The organism is Pseudomonas sp. RL_105y_Pfl2_101 (assembly GCF_963970585.1).
GTDB lineage: Bacteria > Pseudomonadota > Gammaproteobacteria > Pseudomonadales > Pseudomonadaceae > Aquipseudomonas.
Map to the genome: position 1 here is coordinate 45,513 of NZ_CAXAPG010000010.1, position 21,323 is coordinate 66,835.

Below are 21,323 nucleotides of genomic sequence, written 5' to 3' on the forward strand. Positions count from 1 at the left end.
CCGAAGTCGCCCTTTTTCTATGGTCTGACAGAACTCAGTTCTGTTTTTCCATTTGTGCACGCAGCAGGTCGCCCAGAGTGGTAGGACCAGCAGCAATGTCAGCGGCTGGCTTGTCGCGCAGGCTCTGGATTGCTTCTTTCTCTTCAGCATCGTCTTTCGACTTGATGGAGAGCTGGATTACGCGGCTCTTGCGGTCAACGCTGATGATCTTGGCTTCTACTTCTTCGCCTTCTTTCAGAACGTTGCGCGCGTCTTCAACGCGGTCACGGCTGATTTCGGAGGCTTTCAGAGTCGCTTCGATATCGTCGGCCAGGGTGATGATGGCGCCTTTGGCGTCAACTTCTTTCACGATGCCCTTAACGATTGCGCCTTTGTCGTTCTCTTGAACGTACTCGGAGAACGGATCGCTTTCCAGTTGCTTGATGCCCAGGGAGATGCGTTCGCGCTCTGGGTCAACCGACAGGATAACGGTGTCCAGCTCGTCGCCCTTCTTGAAACGACGTACGGCTTCTTCGCCCACTTCGTTCCAGGAGATGTCGGACAAGTGAACCAGGCCGTCGATGCCGCCGTCCAGACCAATGAAGATACCGAAATCGGTGATCGACTTGATGGTGCCGGAGATTTTATCGCCCTTGTTGAACTGGCCAGAGAAGTCTTCCCATGGGTTGGACTTGCACTGCTTGATGCCGAGGGAGATACGACGACGCTCTTCGTCGATGTCCAGAACCATGACTTCCACTTCGTCGCCGACTTGCACGACTTTCGAAGGGTGGATGTTCTTGTTGGTCCAGTCCATTTCGGAAACGTGTACCAGGCCTTCAACGCCTTCTTCCAGCTCAGCGAAGCAGCCGTAGTCGGTGAGGTTGGTAACACGAGCGGTGACGCGGGTGCTTTCTGGGTAACGGGCTTTGATAGCGACCCATGGATCTTCACCCAGTTGCTTGAGGCCCAGGGAAACACGATTGCGCTCGCGATCGTACTTCAGAACCTTGACATCGATCTCGTCGCCAACGTTGACGATTTCCGAAGGATGCTTGATACGCTTCCAGGCCATGTCGGTGATGTGCAGCAGGCCATCGACGCCACCCAGATCGACGAATGCGCCGTAATCGGTGAGGTTTTTGACAATACCTTTGACCTGCTGGCCTTCCTGCAGCGATTCCAGCAGAGCTTCACGCTCGGCGGAGTTCTCGGCTTCCAGGACACTGCGACGGGAAACGACAACGTTGTTGCGCTTCTGGTCCAGCTTGATGACCTTGAATTCCAGCTCTTTGCCTTCCAGGTGCGTGGTATCGCGCACTGGACGGACGTCAACCAGGGAACCTGGCAGGAACGCACGGATGCCGTTAACGTCGACAGTGAAGCCGCCTTTAACCTTACCGTTGATAACGCCCTTGACCACTTCCTCAGCTGCGAAAGCCGCTTCCAGAACGATCCAGCATTCAGCGCGCTTGGCTTTTTCACGGGACAGCTTGGTTTCACCAAAGCCATCTTCAACCGAGTCCAGCGCCACGTGAACTTCGTCACCGACGTTGATGTTCAGTTCGCCAGCGTCGTTGTAGAACTGCTCAAGCGGGATGAGTGCTTCAGACTTCAGACCAGCGTGAACGGTTACCCAGCGAGCTTGGTAATCGATATCAACGATAACACCGGTGATGATGGAGCCTGCCTGAAGGTTCAGGGTTTTCAGGCTTTCTTCAAAGAGTTCCGCAAAGCTTTCGCTCATTTTAATTCCTGTTGATTAGGGCGAAGAATACGCCCGCCTCCACATCCCAGACGATGTGGGTTAGTTTCATATAAAAGAAGCATCGCAGGACTATGACTGGTCCCCTACGAAGCTTCCTGGTCACCCGGCGATATCGCGAATGGCGATCTCGCTCATGATGCGTTGCAGCACCTGATCGATGGACAACTCCGTGGAATCCAGCTGTATCGCGTCGGCCGCCGGCTTGAGCGGGGCTACTGCGCGCTGGGTGTCACGCTCATCGCGTGCACGGATCTCATCTAGCAGACTCGACAGACTAACATCCTCGCCTTTGCCCTTCAACTGCAAATATCGGCGACGCGCCCTCTCCTCGGCACTGGCGGTGAGGAAGATCTTCAACGGCGCATCGGGGAAAACCACCGTGCCCATGTCGCGACCGTCCGCCACCAGCCCCGGCGGCTCCTGGAAGGCACGCTGGCGTTGCAGCAAGGCTTCGCGCACCGCTGGCAGCGCGGCGACCTGGGACGCCCCGGCACCCACGCTTTCGGTACGGATGACGTCGCTGACCTCATCGCCTTCCAGAATGATGCGCTGGAGCTGACCGTCGGTCGCCGCAATGAATTGCACGTCCAGATGAGCGGCCAGCGCCTTGAGCAGTTCTTCGTTGGTCAGGTCGACGCCGTGGTTGGCGGCGGCGAAGGCCAGCAGACGGTACAAGGCACCCGAATCGAGCAGGTTCCAACCCAACTGCCTGGCCAGGATTCCGGCGACAGTGCCCTTGCCCGAACCGCTCGGACCATCGATGGTGATGACCGGTGCCTTGATGTTCACGACTGTGCCTCTTGCGCTACTCGAATGCCGACCTGTGCGCACAGCGCCAGGAAGTTCGGGAACGACGTCGCGACGTTGGCGCAATCATGGATGCGAATCAGCGCACTGGCGCGCAAAGACGCCACACTGAAGGCCATGGCGATACGGTGGTCACCGTGACCATGAACTTCGCCGCCGCCGATCTGGCCGCCGTCGATGATGATGCCGTCCGGCGTTGGCTGGCACTTGACGCCCAGGGCAAGCAAGCCATCAGCCATCACCTGGATGCGATCCGATTCCTTGACCCGCAGCTCTTCGGCGCCCGTCAATACGGTGCGCCCTTCTGCACAGGCGGCCGCCACGAACAACACCGGGAACTCGTCGATGGCCAGCGGAACCAGCGCTTCCGGAATCTCGATACCCTTGAGTTTAGCTGCTCGTACGCGCAGGTCTGCCACGGGTTCGCCGCCCACTTCACGCTGGTTTTCCAAGGTGATGTCGGCGCCCATCAGGCGCAGGATGTCGATCACGCCGGTACGGGTCGGGTTAATGCCGACGTGCTCAAGCACCAGGTCAGAGCCTTCGGCGATCGAGGCTGCCACCAGGAAGAATGCCGATGACGAGATGTCGCCCGGCACTTCGATATGGGTAGCGGTCAGCTTGTTGCCAGACTCGACGGACGCCGTGGCACCATCGACCGTGACCGGGTAGCCGAAGCCGCGCAGCATGCGCTCGGTGTGGTCGCGGGTCGGGGCCGGTTCAGTGACGGTGGTCTTGCCCTCGGCATAGAGACCCGCCAGCAGCAGACAGGATTTCACCTGGGCGCTGGCCATCGGCATGGTGTAGGTCAGGCCCTTGAGCTTGTTGCCACCGCGAATGGTCATGGGTGGACGACCTTCGGTCGCCGTTTCGATCACCGCCCCCATTTCCCGCAGGGGGTTGGCGACGCGATTCATCGGCCGCTTGGACAGCGAAGCGTCACCGGTCAGGGTGCTGTCGAAGCTCTGAGCGGCCAGCAGGCCGGACAACAGGCGCATCGAGGTCCCGGAGTTACCCAGGTAGATCGGGCCCGGGGCCGGCTTGAGACCGTGCAGGCCAACACCGTGGATGGTCACGCGACCGTGGTGCGGGCCTTCGATGACCACGCCCATGTCGCGGAACGCTTGCAGCGTCGCCAGGGCGTCTTCACCTTCAAGAAAGCCTTCCACTTCGGTCACGCCTTCGGCCAGGGAGCCGAGCATGATCGAACGGTGGGAAATTGATTTATCGCCTGGTACACGAATACGCCCACTCAGGGAGCCACCAGGTTGTGCCAGGAAAATCAGATCGTTGGAGTTCATAGCGTCCACATAGGCCCGACGGGCCAGGATTTTACTGAAATGCTCGCGGGCCACCCTGGCGCGTGTGAAAACGCCCAGCAATTGGTGCCCGTCCCCTGCATCGACCGCGTCGCGCAAGGCGTCGAGGTCGCTGCGAAATGTATCGAGTGTGCGCAGGACAGCTTCGCGGTTGGCGAGGAAGATGTCGTGCCACATGACCGGGTCGCTTCCAGCGATTCTCGTGAAATCGCGGAAACCGCCGGCAGCGTAACGGAAGATCTCAAGATTTTCATTGCGTTTGGCCAACGAATCCACCAGGCCGAACGCCAACAGGTGCGGCAAGTGGCTGGTGGCCGCCAACACTTCATCGTGACGCTCGACCTGCATGTGCTCGACATCGGCGCCCAGCTCGCGCCACAAACGGTCCACCACCGCCAGCGCGGCTGGATCCGTCTGGTCCAGCGGCGTGAGGATCACTTTGTGGCGACGAAACAGCTCGGCGTTGGAGGCTTCCACCCCGCTCTGCTCGGAACCGGCAATTGGATGACCAGGCACGAAGCGCGCCGGCATCCCGCCGAAGGCCTCAGTGGCCGCACGCACGACGTTGCCCTTGGCGCTGCCGACGTCGGTCAGGATCGCTTGCCCCAGGTTCATGGTGGCCAGACGCGCCAGCAGTTTTTCCATGGCCAGGATCGGCACCGCCAATTGGATCACGTCCGCACCCTGGCAAGCGATCGCCAGGTCATCCTCGCAGCGATCGACCACCCCCAGCGCCACGGCCAGCTGGCGCGACTGCGGATCCAGGTCGACACCGACCACCTCGCGGCACAGGCCGCTTTCACGCAAGCCCTTGGCAAACGAACCGCCAATCAACCCCAGACCGACCACCACCAGGCGACCGATCATAGGGCCAACAGGTTGCAGCGAGGTGACATCAACCACGAGCCAGAACCTTGCTCAACGCCTCAAGGAAACGGCCGTTTTCCGCTGGCAGGCCGATGGTGATGCGCAGGTGGTTCGGCATGCCGTAATTGGCCACCGGACGCACGATCACCCCTTCGCACAACAACCCCTGGTACACCGGCGCGGCGACACGCCCCAGGTCGACGCAGATGAAGTTGCCTTTGGATGGAATCCAGCCCAGACCCAGCTCCCGGAACCCCGCTTCCAACTGCTGCATGCCGGCCGCGTTGAGGCGACGGCTTTCAGCCAGGTAGGCCTCATCCTGCAAGGCGGCGCAGGCGGCGGCCAGGGCGAAGCTGTTGACGTTGAACGGCTGGCGCACGCGGTTCAGCACATCGGCCACCACGGCGGTGGACAAGCCGTAGCCAACCCGCAGCGAGGCCAGGCCGTAGGCTTTCGAGAACGTGCGCGAAACCAGCAGGTTCGGGTAGGCCGCGAGGAAATCCAGGCCATCGGGCAAATCGCTGCCTTCGGCGTATTCGATGTAGGCCTCGTCCAACACCACGAGCACGTGCGCGGGCACGTCTTGCAGGAAGTCGTCCAGGGCCTGAGCGTCGAACCAGGTGCCGGTCGGGTTGTTTGGGTTGGCGATGAAAACCACGCGGGTGTTGGCGTCGATGGCAGCCAGCATGGCCGGCAGATCGTGCCCCCAGTTTTTGGCCGGAACCACGTGGGCATCGGCCCCGACGGCCTGGGTCGCGATCGGGTAGACCGCAAACGCGTGCTCGCTGAACACGGCGTTGAGACCTGGCGCCAGGTACGCGCGCGCCACCAACTCAAGAATGTCGTTGGAGCCGTTACCCAGCGTCACTTGGTCCAGCTCGACACCACAGCGCTCGGCCAGCAGGTTTTTCAATGCAAACCCATTGCCATCGGGGTAACGGGTCAGCTCGGCCAGTTCGTCGCGGATCGCCGCCAGTGCCTTGGGGCTCGCGCCCAACGGGTTTTCGTTGCTCGCCAACTTGACGATGCTGGCCGGATCCAGGTCCAGCTCGCGGGCCAGTTCGTCCACGGGCTTGCCCGGAACGTAAGGCGAGAGTTGTTGCACGCCTGGCTGAGCCAGAGCGAGAAAGTTGCCACTCATTTGCTATCCGCCCTTAAAGAACTGCCTTGGGGTAGGAACCCAGCACCTTGAGTGCCACTGCTTCCTGACTGATTTTCTCCAGCACACCTTTTACCAGCGGATCGCGGTGGTGGCCGACGAAATCGATGAAGAACACGTAGGTCCATTTACCGCTGCGCGACGGACGGGTCTCGATCCGCGTCAGGTCGATACCGTTGTCGTGGAACGGCACCAGCAGCTCATGGAGCGCGCCGGGCTTGTTGCTCATGGAAACGATGATCGAGGTCTTGTCGTCGCCGGTCGGCGGTACTTCCTGGCTGCCGATCATCAGGAACCGCGTGGAGTTGTCCGGGCGATCCTCGATTTTCTCGGCCAGGCGAGTCAGCCCGTAGAGGCCGGCCGCCATATCGCCAGCAATCGCCGCCGAGTTCCACTCACCCTTGACCCGCTTGGCCGCTTCGGCGTTGCTCGATACCGCTACGCGCTCGACGTTCGGGTAATGGGCGTCCAGCCACTTGCGGCACTGGGCCAACGACTGGGCGTGGGAGTAGATCCGGCTGATGCTGTCGGTCTTGGTGTTCTCGCCGACCAGCAGGTGATGGTGGATACGCAACTCAACTTCGCCGCAGATCACCATGTCATGTTCGAGGAAGCTGTCTAGCGTGTGGTTGACCGCGCCTTCGGTGGAGTTCTCCACCGGCACAACGCCGAAATTCACCGCGCCGGCCGCCACTTCACGGAAGACTTCGTCGATGGCCGCCATCGGCTTGCTGATCACGGCGTGACCGAAGTGCTTCATGGCTGCAGCCTGGGTGAAGGTCCCTTCCGGGCCCAGGTAGGCGACTTTCAGAGGCTGCTCGAGCGCCAGGCACGACGACATGATTTCGCGAAACAACCGCGCCATCTCTTCGTTGCCCAGCGGCCCCTTGTTGCGCTCCATGACACGCTTGAGCACCTGAGCTTCACGCTCAGGACGATAGAACACCGGCACTTCGCCTTCAGCCAGGGAGGCCATCTTCACCCGGGCGACTTCCTGGGCGCAGCGCGCACGCTCGCTGATCAGCTCCAGGACTTTTTCGTCCAGGGCATCGATGCGCAGGCGCAGCGCCTTGAGTTCTTGCTCAGACATCAGCCATGTTCCTTCTCGAACTCTGCCATGTAGGCGATCAACGCATTGACGGCGTTGATGTCGACGGCGTTGTAGATGGAGGCACGCATGCCACCGACCGAACGGTGGCCCTTGAGGTTCAACAGCCCACGCTCGTCGGCACCGACCAGGAACGGCTTGTCCAGGCGGTCGTCGGCCAGGCGGAACGGCACGTTCATCCACGAACGATCGGTCTTGTTGATCGGGTTGCTGTAGAGACCGCTGGCGTCGATGAAGTCATACAGCGTGCGCTGCTTCACTTCGTTGAGCTTGCCGATCGCCTCGACACCGCCCTGCTCCTTCAGCCATTCGAACACCAGGCCGGAGAGGTACCAGGCCAGGGTCGGCGGGGTGTTGTACATCGAGCCGTTGTCGGCCGCGACCTTGTAGTTGAGCATGGTCGGACACAGGGAACGGGCACGCCCTAGCAGGTCTTCCCGGATGATGCTGACCAGGATGCCGCTAGGGCCGATGTTTTTCTGGGCACCGGCGTAGATCATGCCGAAACGGGAGACATCCACAGGGCGCGAGAGGATGTCCGAAGACATGTCGGCCACCAATGGCACGTCGCCGGTTTCCGGGATCCAGTTGAATTCCAGGCCACCGATGGTTTCGTTCGGCGCGTAGTGAACGTAGGCCGCGTCCTTGGACAGGCTCCATTCGTTCTGGCCTGGGATCGCGAAATAGTCGTAGGGCTTGGCGGTGGCAGCCACGTTGACGTGACCGTAGCGCGAAGCTTCTTCGATGGCTTTCTGCGACCAGATACCGGTGTCGATGTAGTCGGCCTTGCCACTTTCCGGCAGCAGGTTCAACGGGATCTGGGCGAACTGCTGGCTGGCGCCGCCCTGCAGGAACAGCACCTTGTAATTGGACGGAATGTTCAGCAGATCACGCAGGTCCTGCTCGGTCTTGGTGGCAATGGACACGAACTCATCGCTGCGATGGCTCATTTCCATGACCGACAGGCCCTTGCCGTGCCAGTCGAGAAGTTCACCCTGAGCACGCTTCAGGACCGCCTCAGGAAGCGCCGCCGGGCCGGCACAGAAGTTATAGGCTCTCTTGCTCACATCCAATCTCACTCTGATCTGGTGGTCACATAAATCTTTGGGTCTGCACCGCACTAACGGTGGGAGCGAACTTGCTCGCGATAGCGGCGCAACAGTCAACATTGATGTTGAATGCCAGTCCGTCATCGCGAGCAAGCTCGCTCCCACAGGGGGCCGCTCACTCAAGGCATGAAACCTCAGGGGAGCAGCATCACCCCATAGGGGAATGTGCAGTGTCGCAAATTTTCAAACGGAACAAACAACAAGGGGGCGAATCTTCATTCGCCCCCTGCGTGTTCGCTTAGTCCTGCGGTTCTTCTTCGTCTGCGGCAGCGTCGAGTGGCTGGTCGCCGGTCACGTCGTCGACATCGGCACCCAGGGTGCCGTCGAACGCTACGCCGTTCTCACCTTCCTCGCCTTCCAGCTCCTCGTCTTCGACTTCCGATGGCTCCTGGACTCGCTCAAGCCCTACCAGCGTTTCATCACTGGCCAGCTTGATCAGCGTCACGCCCTGGGTGTTACGGCCCAGGCTCGACACTTCGGCGACTCGCGTGCGCACCAGGGTGCCCTGGTCGGAGATCAACATGATCTCCTCGCCATCGAGCACCTGGACAGCGCCGACCAGACGACCGTTACGGTCGTTGCTGACCATGGCGATCACACCCTGGCCGCCACGCTTGTACTCAGGGAACTCGCTGATGGCCGTGCGCTTGCCATAACCACGCGCCGAGGCAGTGAGGATCTGGCTGCCTTCTTCGGGAATCAGCATGGAAATCAGCTTCTGGCCTTCCGGCAGGCGCATGCCGCGCACACCGCGGGCGGTACGGCCCATGGCGCGCACGTCGGATTCCTTGAAGCGAGTGACCTTGCCACCGTCGGAGAACAGCATGACCTCACGCTCGCCGTCGGTGATGGCGGCGGAAATCAGCACGTCACCTTCGTCCAGCTCCAGGGCGATCAGGCCGACACTGCGCTGGCGGCTGAAAGATTCCAGCGGGGTCTTCTTCACGGTACCGTTGGCGGTAGCCATGAAGATGTAGTGACCTTCGGTGTATTCCTCCACCGGCAGCATGGTGGTGATGTACTCACCCTCGTCCAGCGGCAACAGGTTGACCAACGGACGGCCACGGGCGGCACGGGATGCTTCGGGGATTTCGTAGGTCTTGAGCCAGTACACCTTGCCTTTGCTGGAGAACAGCAGCAGCGTGGTGTGGCTGTTGGCGACCAGCAGGTGAGCGATGTAGTCCTCGTCCTTGACGCCTGTTGCCGACTTGCCTTTGCCGCCGCGACGCTGGGCCTGATAGGCGGCCAGCGGCTGGGTCTTGGCGTAGCCACCGTGGGAAATGGTCACCACGCGCTCTTCTTCCGGGATCATGTCACCCAGGGTCAGGTCCAGGCGCGCATCGAGAATCTCGGTGCGGCGCACGTCGCCGTATTCGGCGCGGATCACTTCCAGTTCTTCTCGGATCACTTCCATCAGGCGCGTGGCGCTGTTGAGGATGCGGATCAGCTCGCCGATCTGGTTGAGGATTTCCTGGTATTCGGCCAGCAGCTTCTCGTGCTCCAGCCCGGTCAGGCGGTGCAGGCGCAGTTCCAGGATGGCTTGCGCCTGTTCCGGGGACAGGAAGTACTTGCCTTCGCGCAGGCCGTATTGCGGGTCCAGGTTCTCCGGGCGGCACGAGTCGGCGCCAGCGCGCTCGACCATGGCCACCACCGCGGAGGACTCCCAAGGGGTGCTGATCAGCGCTTCCTTGGCTTCCGACGGCGTTGGCGAGGCTTTGATCAGGGCGATGACCGGGTCGATGTTCGACAGGGCAACGGCCTGGCCTTCGAGAATGTGGCCACGCTCGCGAGCCTTGCGCAGCTCGAACACGGTACGGCGGGTGACCACTTCGCGACGGTGACGCACGAAGGCTTCCAGCAGGTCCTTGAGGTTCAGGATCCGCGGGCGGCCGTCGATCAGCGCAACGATGTTGATGCCGAACACGCTTTGCAGTTGGGTCTGGGCGTAGAGATTGTTGAGGATCACCTCAGGCACTTCGCCACGACGCAGCTCGATCACGACACGCATGCCGTCCTTGTCGGACTCGTCACGCAGCTCGGTAATGCCTTCGAGCTTCTTCTCTTTCACCAGCTCGGCGATCTTCTCGATCAGGCGAGCCTTGTTCAACTGGTACGGCAGTTCGGTGATGACGATCTGCTGGCGACCACCCACCTTGTCGATGTCTTCGACGGTGGAGCGGGCGCGCATGTAAATGCGGCCACGGCCGGTGCGGTAGGCTTCGATGATGCCGGCACGACCGTTGATGATCGCGGCGGTCGGGAAGTCTGGACCGGGGATGTATTGCATCAGCTCATCGACGGTCAGCTCGGGGTTGTCGATGAGGGCCAGGCAACCGTCGATGACTTCACCGAGGTTGTGCGGCGGGATGTTGGTCGCCATGCCCACGGCGATACCGCTGGAGCCGTTGACGAGCAGGTTCGGGATACGGGTCGGCATCACCGCCGGGATCATTTCGGTGCCGTCGTAGTTCGGCACCCAGTCCACGGTTTCCTTGTGCAGGTCGGCCAGCAGCTCGTGGGCCAACTTGGTCATGCGCACTTCGGTGTATCGCATGGCCGCGGCGTTGTCGCCGTCCACGGAGCCGAAGTTGCCCTGACCATCTACCAGCAGGTAGCGCAGGGAGAATGGCTGGGCCATCCGGACGATGGTGTCGTACACGGCAGTGTCGCCGTGGGGGTGATACTTACCGATCACGTCGCCGACGACACGGGCAGATTTCTTGTACGGCTTGTTGAAGTCGTTGCCCAGCTCGCTCATCGCGAACAGCACACGCCGGTGCACGGGCTTCAAGCCATCGCGCGCATCCGGCAGCGCCCGCCCGACGATTACGCTCATTGCGTAGTCGAGGTAGGACTGTTTCAGCTCGTCTTCGATATTGACCGGGAGGATTTCTTTGGCCAGTTCGCCCATGAGAAGCCTGATTCCTTTTTCTGGTGAAACCTCGTCACATCCAGATGGGACGAACGAAGCTCGCCGCTGCAGAACAAGTGCCGTGCAGCGACTTACGACAAATCAACGAGTTATGCCATGGATCTGCGCAGTAAAGGCCACCTCGCGAGGCAGCCTTGGAAACCGCCGGATGTTATCACAAGAGCCGCCACGCACCTATCCCCCAGATGCGCATGGTGCATAGTTAGTTGACCGGTGACAGGCTGATATGGGACCAGAGAGGCTTAGAAGCGCTGCGGATGGAGATTCAGGGGCCAAATGCAAGGGATTTGTTGCCTTTAAGAGCCTCATCGCGAGCAGGCTCGCTCCCACAAGGATCTTTTGTGCCTGAAATTTCAGACACACCTCCCATCCACTGTGGGAGCGAGCCTGCTCGCGATGGCGCTGGATCAGACACCAAAAAGCCTTCAATGCAGCCGCTTGCGGCACATCAACTGCGCCAGCTTGGCGGTGTCCGGGCGCTCGATGATGCCCTTCTCGGTGACGATAACGTCGATCAAGTCCGCCGGGGTGACGTCAAACGTCGGGCTGAAGGCGTCCACCTCCGCGCCAAGCCTCTTGCCACCGACTTCCAGCAGTTCGCGCCCGTCGCGCTCCTCGACCGCAATGTCATCACCGCAGGCCAAGCTCATGTCGATGGTCGAACTCGGTGCCACGACCATGAAGCGCACGCCATGGTGCATGGCACAGACCGCCAGTTGATAGGTGCCGATCGTGTTCGCCACGTCGCCATTGGCGGTGATGCAGTCGGCGCCGACGATCACCCAGGTCACACCTTTCGTCTTCATGATGTGAGCCGCGGCGGAATCAGCGTTGAGGGTCACCGGGACGCCCTCACAGGCCAACTCCCACGCGGTCAGGCGCGAGCCTTGCAGCGATGGACGGGTTTCGTCGGCATAGACGCGCTCCACCATGCCTTCGATATACGCGCCACGGATAACGCCCAAGGCCGTGCCGAAGCCACCGGTCGCCAGGGCGCCGGTGTTGCCGTGGGTAAGGATGGCCTGGGCGTTGCCCTGGTGCTTGCGGATCAGGTCGACACCGAGCTGGGCCATGGTCAGGTTCGCTTCGCGATCACTCTCGTGGATCGCGATGGCTTCGGCCTCAAGGACCACCAGCGGCTCGGCGTGCTCTTTCAAGCGCCCCAACCGGTCGCGCATCCGATCCAGCGCCCAGAAGAGGTTCGCCGCCGTCGGCCGAGCCTCGGCCAGCAAGGTAAAATCAGCCGCCAGCGCCGCTTGCCAGTCACCGCCCTCGGCCACCCTGGCCCGCGCCGCCAGCACGACACCATAAGCCGCGCTGATGCCGATGGCCGGCGCGCCGCGCACCACCCTCGAGGCAATGGCCTCGGCCACATCCGCGGCACGGGTGCAGGCGATCCAGTTTTCCTCGAACGGCAAGACACGCAAGTCCAGCAGGTACAGGACGCCATCACGCCAATCGATGGCCTTCACCTTCTCCGCAGCCAATAGTCGATCGCGCATCCCTCACCCCGTACTCATGTACAAAAGCCGTCGATTATAGCGATCCCTCCGCGAAGACGCTCGGGTATACTTCGCCATCCTTTATACCCCATGGAACCGTTCCACGATGCCCAAGCCTGCCGTTGCGCTCGACTTATTATTGCTGCCGACCTGGTTGGTGCCTGTCGAACCCGCCGGTGTAGTGCTCAAGGACCATGGCCTGGGCATTCGCGATGGCTCTATCGTGTTCATCGGTCCACGGGCAGAAGCCCTCAAGTGTGACGCCACCCAGGTCCGTGAACTGCCCGGCCTGCTGCTCAGCCCCGGCCTGATCAATGCCCATGGCCATGCCGCCATGACCCTGTTCCGCGGCCTGGCCGACGACCTGCCCTTGATGACCTGGCTCGAACAGCACATCTGGCCGGCGGAAGCCAAATGGGTCGATGAAGATTTCGTGCGCGATGGCACCGACCTGGCAATCGCCGAGCAGATCAAGGGCGGCATCACCTGCTTCTCCGACATGTATTTCTACCCCAAGATCGCCAGCGAGTGTGTTCACGACAGCGGAATTCGTGCGCAAATCGCGATTCCGATCCTCGACTTCCCGATCCCCGGTGCCGCCAGCGCCGACGAAGCCATTCGTCAGGGCATCGCGTTGTTTGGCGACCTCAAGCACCATCCACGGATCAAAGTCGCATTCGGCCCGCACGCGCCCTACACCGTGGGCGACGAGAACCTGGAGAAAATCCGCGTGATCGCCGAGGAACTGGACGCTGCCATTCATATGCACGTTCACGAAACCGCCTTCGAAGTGCAGCAGGCTGTGGATAACACCGCGGAGCGACCGCTGGCGCGCCTGGGACGACTTGGCCTGCTGGGGCCACGCTTTCAAGCCGTACACATGACGCAAATCAGCGACGAAGACCAGGCCTTGCTGGTAGAAAGCAATTGCAGCGTGATCCACTGCCCGGAATCTAACCTGAAGCTGGCCAGCGGTTTCTGCCCGGTGGAACGCCTGTGGCAGGCCGGCGTCAACGTTGCCCTCGGCACCGACGGTGCGGCGAGCAACAACGATCTGGATCTGCTCGGCGAAACCCGCACCGCTGCCCTGCTGGCCAAGGCCGTCGCCGGTTCGGCCACGGCTCTGGATGCCCATCGGGCGCTGCGCATGGCCACGCTCAATGGTGCCCGGGCGCTGGGCATCGAAGCGACTGTCGGCTCGCTGGAAGTGGGCAAGGCCGCCGACCTGGTGGCCTTCGATCTGTCGGGCCTGGCCCAGCAGCCGATCTACGACCCGGTGTCGCAGTTGATCTATGCCACCGGTCGCGATTGCGTTAAACACCTGTGGGTGGGCGGCAAGCCCCTCTTGGAAGATGGCCGACTGACCCGTATGGACGAATCAAGACTGATCGCCACGGCCCAGGCCTGGGGTCGCCGCATCAGCGGCCACGACGAATAACCACGCCCCTTGAGCCACGGCTCGGGGCACCTGATTTTTCAAGCTTTTCGAGGATCTGCACATGAGCAACGTCGACCACGCCGAAATCGCCAAATTCGAAGCCCTGGCCCATCGCTGGTGGGACCGTGAAAGCGAATTCAAACCGCTGCACGACATCAACCCGCTGCGGGTCAACTGGATTGACGAACGGGTCAACCTGGCTGGCAAGAAGGTGCTCGACGTCGGTTGTGGCGGCGGCATCCTCAGCGAAGCCATGGCCCAGCGCGGCGCGACGGTGATGGGCATCGACATGGGCGAAGCGCCGCTGGCGGTCGCACAACTGCATCAACTGGAGTCGGGCGTCAGCGTGGAATACCGGCAGATCACCGCCGAAGGCCTGGCCGAAGAAATGCCCGGCCAATTCGACGTGGTCACCTGCCTCGAAATGCTCGAACACGTGCCGGACCCGTCGTCGGTCATCCGCGCCTGTTTTCGCATGGTCAAGCCGGGCGGCCAGGTGTTTTTTTCCACCATCAACCGTAATCCGAAGGCCTACCTGTTCGCCATCATCGGCGCCGAATACATCATGAAGCTGCTGCCGCGCGGCACTCACGATTTCAAGAAATTCATCCGCCCGTCCGAACTGGGCGCCTGGAGCCGTGTGGCCGGGCTGACCGTCAAGGACATCATTGGCCTGACCTACAACCCGCTGACCAAGCATTACAAGCTGGCCGCCGACGTTGACGTCAACTACATGATCCAGACCCTGCGCGAGGAGTAAGTCGATGCGTCTCAAAGCGGTTCTCTTTGACATGGATGGCACGCTGCTCGACACCGCGCCGGACTTCATCGCCATCTGCCAGGCCATGCGCGCCGACCGTGGCTTGCCACCGATGAACACGCAGCACATTCGCGACGAGATTTCCGGCGGTGCCCGGGCGATGGTCGCGGTGACCTTTTCCATGGACCCGGAGTCACCGGGGTTCGAGGAGCTGCGCCAGGAGTTTCTCGACCGCTACCTCAAGGATTGCGCGGTGCACAGCCATTTGTTCGACGGCATGGCCGAGGTGCTGGCCGATATCGAAGCGGCCAACCTGATCTGGGGTGTGGTCACCAACAAGCCGCTGCGTTTCGCCGAACCGATCATGCAGCAACTGGGCCTGGCCGAACGCTCGAAAGTGCTGATCTGCCCTGACCACGTGAAAAACAGCAAACCAGACCCGGAACCGCTGACCCTGGCGTGCAAACTGCTCGACCTGGACCCGGCCAGCGTGCTGTTCGTGGGTGATGACCTGCGGGACATCGAGTCCGGTCGCAGCGCCGGCACCAAGACCTGCGCGGTGACCTATGGCTACATCCACCCGGACGACAACCCCAGACACTGGGGCGCGGATGTGGTGATCGATCACCCATCGGCGCTGCGCGAGGTGCTCAATTGTGGGAGCAAGGCTTGCCCGCGCTGAAGGCGATGCGGTCTTTCAGAATCGAGTCGCCTGCTTCGCGAGCAAGCTTTGCTCCCACAGCCTGCTCCCACATAGCGGGGATCAATCCCCTCGCCACTACAGTTTCTGCCAACAGATTGATTTGTTGAGGTTTTTTAATGTTTGATTATTCCGCCCGCCCCGACCTGCTCAATGGCCGGGTGATTCTGGTCACCGGCGCCGGTCGTGGGATCGGCGCCGCTGCCGCGAAAGCCTACGCTGCCCATGGTGCCACCGTGCTGCTGCTGGGCAAGACCGAAGCCAACCTGACCCAGGTCTATGATGAAATCGAAGCGGCCGGTCATCCGCAGCCAGCGGTGATCCCGTTCAACCTCGAAACCGCGCTGCCTCATCAGTACGATGAACTGGCGGCCATGATCGAAACCGAGTTCGGTCATCTCGACGGCCTGCTGCACAACGCCTCGATCATCGGCCCGCGTACCCCGCTGGAACAGTTGTCCGGTGAGAACTTCATGCGGGTGATGCACGTCAACGTCAACGCGATGTTCATGCTCACCAGCACCTTGCTGCCGCTGCTCAAGCTGTCCAAGGATGCCTCCGTGGTGTTCACCTCCAGCAGCGTCGGGCGCAAGGGCCGAGCGTATTGGGGCGCCTACGGCGTGTCCAAATTCGCCACCGAGGGGCTGATGCAAACCTTGGCCGACGAAGTCGACACCGTCGCCGCCGTGCGCGCCAACAGCATCAACCCCGGCGCCACCCGCACCAGCATGCGCGCCCAGGCCTACCCGGGGGAAAACCCGCTCAACAATCCGACGCCCGAAGAAATCATGCCGGTCTACCTGTACCTCATGGGCCCGGACAGCACCGGCGTCAATGGCCAGGCGTTCAACGCGCAATAATGGCCTCGGCCTGCGTCGCGACGACTTACCGTCACGATGCAGGCTCTATTCGATGCCCAACCAGGCGAACCGCCAAACCCACGTCGCGGCAAATGTCGCGACTTGCCGTCAATACATTGATTCCTAAAGGGTTTTTATTTAAGTGAACCGAATGGCACGACTTTCGCTCTAAATATCCTCAAACACGCCATTGTTCGGCGGGTAACGGAGATCGAGACGAGATTTATGCCTGACAGGGAAAGCGGACTAAACTTAGCTCAATTGTCCTACGGGACTGAAGGACCAGTACGACGCGCAGCCCAAAGCCACCACACCCAACCTGCCAGGACAGCTTTAGCTTAGGGGCTAACGCCATATGAAAACGCCCACCCAGATCAACGCGATTGATTTCGACAGCGCCAAATTGCAGCGTCTGGGCCTTGACCAGCCATCGCCGCTCGCGACCCGCGCCGTCAATCTTTCGCAATTGCGCCAGCAACTGAGCCAGCAGTTGCAGACCAGCCTGGAGCCACAGCGAATCCTTGGTCTGTTTTTCCGGGAAGTTCAACGACTGGTGCCCCTGGATGCGCTGGCCTACCAGCACAAAGCCAGTGACCTGCGCCTGGAGTTCGGGCAACGCGGGCATCACACCCTCAGCTATAACCTCAGCCATGAAGGCGAACACCTGGGTGAACTGGTATTCCGTCGCAACCAGCGCTTCACCGAGACGGAACAGAGCGACCTTGAATCCATCATGTCGACGCTGCTCTATCCACTGCGCAATGCGCTGCTCTACCGCGCCGCCACCCAAAGCGCCCTGCGCGATCCGTTGACCGGTACCGGCAACCGCATTGCCATGGACCAGACACTGATGCGTGAGATCGACATGGCCAAGCGCCATTCGCAGCCCTTGTCGGTGCTGATGCTCGACATCGACCATTTCAAGCGCATCAACGATAGCCATGGTCACGGCGTTGGCGACGAAGTGCTCAAGGCCGTGGCCGAATCGATCAAGAACCAACTGCGCAACGTGGACATGGTGTTCAGGTTCGGCGGTGAAGAGTTTCTGATCCTGCTGGCCAATACCAGCCGGGACGCTGCGGCCATGGTCGGTGAACGGCTGCGTTACGCCGCCCAGGCCCAGGATTATTTCGCCGCAAGCACAAGGATCGAGCTGACCGTCAGCCTGGGTTGCGCCACCCTGCTACCGGGGGAATCATCGGAAAGCCTGCTGCGCAGGGCTGACAGCGCACTGTACGTGGCCAAGCGCGAAGGACGTAATCGACTGGCAATGGCAGGCTGAAACGACGAAAGTAAGTAAGAACACCGGCATTTTTGTGGGAGCGGGCTTGCTCGCGAAAGCGGTGGCTCAGCCTATTAATAGGCTGAATGCGCCGAAGTCTTCGCGAGCAAGCCCGCTCCCAGAAAACCTTGCGGCGATCACAAGCCAGCAGTCACCCAAAACAACTGTGGGAGCGAGTCTGCTCGCGATAGTGATCTGGCAGTCAACCTCCCCGTCGACTGTCAGAACGCTTCGCGAGCAGGCTCGCTCCCACATGGGTTGTGGCTATTGGGGTAGAAATCAGCTTTGCGCCAGTGCCAGGCGCTCGCGGGTGGATGAGGACTTGCTCACCGTCTCCGACTGTTCCAGTTGCATGCAACGCTCCAGGAACAGGTACATGTAGTCATAGCTCTTGCACACGGCCTGACGCAGCTCCGTTTGCAGGGCTTTACTTGGGTTCATCCCCGCCAGCGTACAGATGATTTCCAGAGCTTCCCAAGGATGGGCATCGTCGTACTGGGCATGCATCTTCAGCCATTTCATGGCCCGTTTGCGGTCTTCCTCGGCGAAAGCGGCCGCGTAGACACCACTGGAACACACCAGCGCCGACCACTCCCCCGTGGCCCCCTCAATCGCATAGTTGGTCGCGGCGATGGCCACGATCAGCGAATCCGAGGAACTGGTATGCCAGCACCAGTGGCTCAAGGCATGCAGCTCAGGCGGCACCTGCTGCGCTTGCAGGTCTTCCAGGGTCACGCCATGGGCGGCGCTCCAGTTGACCCAGTAGTCGGCATGGTTGAGTTCGACACGAATGTTACGCATCAGCCAGCGACGCGCCATGTCCTCGCCGGGGCGGCGGGCAAAACGGGTCTTGGTGAGGTTCTGTGCCATGTATAAAGCGAACTGTTCGACGACCGGCCAACCACCAATGAGGTAGTGACGCATGGTCCTGGCGCTGAGCTTGTTGTCACGCATGCGCTGGTACAGCTCGTGTTCGACAACCCGGCGCTTGCTCTCGCCGCAATCGGTAATGAGCTGCTGTGCCCATTTCGGATAGCTCGTGGCGTCCATGAGCGGGCCTGTTCGGTTGAATGTGTCGATCACTGTCGGGCTCCTTTTGATTGTGATTTTCCGGATCAACAAGAGGTTCAGCGGAACGTGCCGGGGGCCTTGAATAACAACGGCTGGGGCCGGGCCGGCCGACATTGCAATGTGTCGCAGGTAAACAATTGCGGGCGTTCGATCACATACCCCTGAGCATAATCCACCCCTATTTCCAGCAATGCCTGCTCGATCTGGGCGGTTTCAACAAACTCGGCAATCGTGCGCTTACCCATGACGTGGCCGATGTGATTGATCACTTCGACCATTGCACGGTTAATCGGGTCGTCCAGCATATCCTTTACGAAACTCCCGTCGATCTTCAGGAAGTCTACAGGTAAATGTTTCAGGTAAGCGAATGAAGACATTCCGGCGCAAAAATCATCCAGCGAGAAATAGCATCCCAAACCTTTGAGTTCATTGATAAAGCGGATCGCACTGCCCAAATTCGAAATAGCGCTGGTTTCTGTAATTTCAAAACAAATCATTTCTGGCGGAATCGAGTAGGCCGCGAACTGTTTACGCAGGAAGTCGAGGAACGCCTGATCTCCTATAGTCGTGCCTGACAGATTGATCGCACACATGGCCATGGGCCCCTGTCGCGAGTCATTCAGGCACTGGCGGATGATCTTGAAGACATTCTCCACCACCCAACGGTCCAGGGAGGTCATGAGCCCGTAGCGTTCCGCTGCGGGAATGAAGCTGTCCGGCAGGATCATCCGTCCGGCTTCGTCATGCAGGCGCAGCAGGACTTCAATGTGCCCGCCGCCATGGTCGCCCGGGCCCAGCGCGGCGATTTCCTGGGCGTAGAGGCAAAAGCGGTTTTCCTCCAAGGCCATGTGCAGGCGCTGGACCCAGGCCATCTCGCCAAAGCGCAGGGACAATTCCGAGTCGTCGGCATGATAGACCTGGACCCGGTTGCGCCCCTTTTCCTTGGCCATGTAGCAGGCCATGTCGGCAGCCCGCAAGGACGCCTCCAGGGTCGTCGGCGTCTGGGCGATATGCACCAGGCCGATGCTCACCGTGGTCACGAACGGCCGGCCCTTCCAGACAAAGTGCAGGTTCTGCACGGTCTGACGCAGCCCTTCGGCGATCTTTTCCGCCGCTTCCGGTGAACAGTTTTCCAGCAAGATCCCGAACTCATCCCCGCCCAGCCGCGCCAGGGTGTCGTTTTCCCGCAGCCCTGATTGCAACAAGGCGCAGATATGACGCAACAATTCGTCACCCGCTGCATGGCCGCAGGTGTCGTTGACCAGCTTGAACTGGTCCAGGTCGAGAAACATCAAGGCATGGCGCCCAACCTGGCGAGTGAGGCTGTGCAAGGCCTGCTCGAGGCGATACTCGAATTCCCGGCGGTTCGCCAGGCCAGTCAGGGCATCATGGGTGGCCTGCCACGACAGGTTGGCGATGTATTGGCGTTCCTGGGTCATGTCATGCAACACCAGCACGGCGCCGCTGACCTTGCCCGCATGACGGATTGGCGCGCCCACCAGGGTGACCGACACGGTGCTGCCATCCAAGCGCTGGATCAGCTTGGAATGTTCGCTGGCGCCGCTGAGCCGGCCGCTGAGGATGTGCTCGATCAGGGTCAGCCCCTCGGTCTGGGCATTGTCATCGAGCAAATTGAAAAGCGCGGCCAGGGGCAAGCCCGCGGCGTGCTCAGACTTCCAATGGGTCATCGCTTCAGCAGCAGGGTTCATGTAGGCGATGGCACCCTCAACGTCGGTGGTGATGACCCCGTCGCCGATGGATTGCAGGGTGATCTGCGCCCGCTCTTTCTCCATCTGCAGCGCATTGGCGAACACCTGCCGCTGGGCCAGCAATTTATGGGTCCGCAACAACGCCAGGACGATCAGCCCCAGGGCCGTGGCGAAGTTGGTCACCAGCAAGAGTCGCAGAATGAAACGCGAGCCCTCGCCCAGTGCGTCGCTGAATGCCTTGGCAGCCGGGGTGACGGAATCGTTGATCGCAAAGATCTGGGCCTTCCAGCCGCGGATATCCACCTCCAACGCCTGGCCTGCGGTAATGCGGCTGTGCATCTGCCGGGCGACGTTATCCAGCTCGATCAGGTAGCCGTCGCCCACCGTCCAAAGATCGATGGCTTCTTCCAGGTAACTGAAATGGCGAAAATTGAGGTACAACCAGATCACGCTGGACACGTCATCAGGATGGTTGCCACCTTGGAGAATCCCGGCCCGCGCGGCTTCGAGATCCGGCGGTTCGCGGTCCAGCGCCACCCGCAATTTATGGCCACCCTCGGGGACGGCGATGGCTTGCTGGTATTTGCGGAAAATCGCTTCGTCGCGGCTGTCGGCGTAGAGGTTGAGGTAATAGATGGCGTCTTTCTGCCCCTTGGACCAGAGACTCTCCCCTGCCACGTAGCCGCGAACAGCGGACAGCACGTAAAGGCTGACGCCGCCAAGCAATGCCTGAAATAGCACGACGGCGATAAAGGGCCAGACGATGCCCAGCAGCCGTGGTGTTCCGAGAGTCTGCTTTTGCTTCATGAGGTCCCTTGCACAGGTATTGCCGAACGAACACCCGCCAGAATTCCACTCCTGACTCAATAGCCTAGGCTAGTTTTCAACCCTTCGAATGAATGGTTGAACAGATCGACAGGCTTTGCGTGGAATTCGGAAAAATCGGCGTGTTT

The 21,323-nt window shown here is 60.8% G+C and carries 15 protein-coding genes; 5 read left to right on the plus strand and 10 right to left on the minus strand.

Going from position 1 to position 21,323, the window contains the following annotated elements:
* Positions 1-34: 34 nt before the first annotated feature.
* The 8 genes from rpsA to mtnA all read right to left on the minus strand — a co-directional run bounded on the left by rpsA (position 35) and on the right by mtnA (position 12,550).
* Positions 35-1,726 carry a 30S ribosomal protein S1 gene (rpsA, locus tag AACY31_RS13760; protein ID WP_058543229.1) on the minus strand — a complete coding sequence of 564 codons (1,692 nt, stop codon included), beginning with the start codon at positions 1,724-1,726 and terminating at the stop codon, positions 35-37.
* A 120-nt stretch (positions 1,727-1,846) separates the two neighbouring features.
* A complete protein-coding gene (gene cmk, locus AACY31_RS13765) occupies positions 1,847-2,536 on the minus strand; it encodes a (d)CMP kinase (RefSeq protein WP_014337227.1) in 690 nt (229 codons plus the stop codon).
* The gene (locus tag AACY31_RS13770; protein WP_339504661.1) at positions 2,533-4,740 is read right to left on the minus strand and encodes a bifunctional prephenate dehydrogenase/3-phosphoshikimate 1-carboxyvinyltransferase; all 2,208 of its coding nucleotides are present in this window, start codon (positions 4,738-4,740) and stop codon (positions 2,533-2,535) included. Before AACY31_RS13770 ends, cmk begins: the two co-directional genes overlap by 4 nt.
* Positions 4,741-4,768: 28 nt before the next feature.
* Complete coding sequence (gene hisC, locus AACY31_RS13775) at positions 4,769-5,881, minus strand: histidinol-phosphate transaminase (protein ID WP_339504607.1); 1,113 nt, start codon at positions 5,879-5,881, stop codon at positions 4,769-4,771.
* Positions 5,882-5,894: 13 nt separating this feature from the next.
* Positions 5,895-6,989 carry a prephenate dehydratase gene (pheA, locus tag AACY31_RS13780; protein ID WP_003199233.1) on the minus strand — a complete coding sequence of 365 codons (1,095 nt, stop codon included), beginning with the start codon at positions 6,987-6,989 and terminating at the stop codon, positions 5,895-5,897.
* Positions 6,989-8,074, minus strand: a complete 1,086-nt coding sequence (serC, locus tag AACY31_RS13785) for a 3-phosphoserine/phosphohydroxythreonine transaminase (protein ID WP_339504609.1) — start codon at positions 8,072-8,074, stop codon at positions 6,989-6,991. Before serC ends, pheA begins: the two co-directional genes overlap by 1 nt.
* A gap of 280 nt (positions 8,075-8,354) precedes the next feature.
* Positions 8,355-11,027 carry a DNA gyrase subunit A gene (gene gyrA, locus AACY31_RS13790; RefSeq protein ID WP_339480238.1) on the minus strand — a complete coding sequence of 891 codons (2,673 nt, stop codon included), beginning with the start codon at positions 11,025-11,027 and terminating at the stop codon, positions 8,355-8,357.
* Between the two features lie 446 nt (positions 11,028-11,473).
* The gene (gene mtnA / locus AACY31_RS13795) at positions 11,474-12,550 is read right to left on the minus strand and encodes an S-methyl-5-thioribose-1-phosphate isomerase (protein ID WP_339504611.1); all 1,077 of its coding nucleotides are present in this window, start codon (positions 12,548-12,550) and stop codon (positions 11,474-11,476) included.
* Between the two features lie 106 nt (positions 12,551-12,656).
* Here mtnA and AACY31_RS13800 point away from each other — a divergent pair, with 106 nt between their 5' ends.
* From AACY31_RS13800 to AACY31_RS13820, 5 genes are all read left to right on the plus strand, one after another.
* Positions 12,657-13,988 (plus strand): TRZ/ATZ family hydrolase, encoded by a 1,332-nt coding sequence (locus AACY31_RS13800; protein WP_339480242.1) that lies wholly within the window; start codon positions 12,657-12,659, stop codon positions 13,986-13,988.
* A 61-nt stretch (positions 13,989-14,049) separates the two neighbouring features.
* Complete coding sequence (gene ubiG, locus AACY31_RS13805) at positions 14,050-14,748, plus strand: bifunctional 2-polyprenyl-6-hydroxyphenol methylase/3-demethylubiquinol 3-O-methyltransferase UbiG (protein WP_339480245.1); 699 nt, start codon at positions 14,050-14,052, stop codon at positions 14,746-14,748.
* 4 nt (positions 14,749-14,752) lie between these two features.
* The gene (gene mupP / locus AACY31_RS13810) at positions 14,753-15,430 is read left to right on the plus strand and encodes an N-acetylmuramic acid 6-phosphate phosphatase MupP (RefSeq protein WP_339480247.1); all 678 of its coding nucleotides are present in this window, start codon (positions 14,753-14,755) and stop codon (positions 15,428-15,430) included.
* A 137-nt stretch (positions 15,431-15,567) separates the two neighbouring features.
* Entirely contained in the window at positions 15,568-16,308 is a 741-nt protein-coding gene (locus tag AACY31_RS13815) for a YciK family oxidoreductase (RefSeq protein ID WP_014337217.1), read from the plus strand.
* A gap of 355 nt (positions 16,309-16,663) precedes the next feature.
* On the plus strand, positions 16,664-17,590 hold the full coding sequence (locus AACY31_RS13820; RefSeq protein WP_339480251.1) for a GGDEF domain-containing protein: 927 nt from the start codon (positions 16,664-16,666) through the stop codon (positions 17,588-17,590).
* Between the two features lie 279 nt (positions 17,591-17,869).
* Here the strand turns inward: AACY31_RS13820 and AACY31_RS13825 are convergent, their stop codons facing one another.
* Together AACY31_RS13825 and AACY31_RS13830 are read right to left on the minus strand one after the other, a co-directional pair.
* The gene (locus AACY31_RS13825) at positions 17,870-18,640 is read right to left on the minus strand and encodes a TenA family transcriptional regulator (RefSeq protein ID WP_445261544.1); all 771 of its coding nucleotides are present in this window, start codon (positions 18,638-18,640) and stop codon (positions 17,870-17,872) included.
* A 77-nt stretch (positions 18,641-18,717) separates the two neighbouring features.
* A complete protein-coding gene (locus tag AACY31_RS13830) occupies positions 18,718-21,177 on the minus strand; it encodes an EAL domain-containing protein (protein WP_339480256.1) in 2,460 nt (819 codons plus the stop codon).
* Between the last annotated feature and the right edge of the window lie 146 nt (positions 21,178-21,323).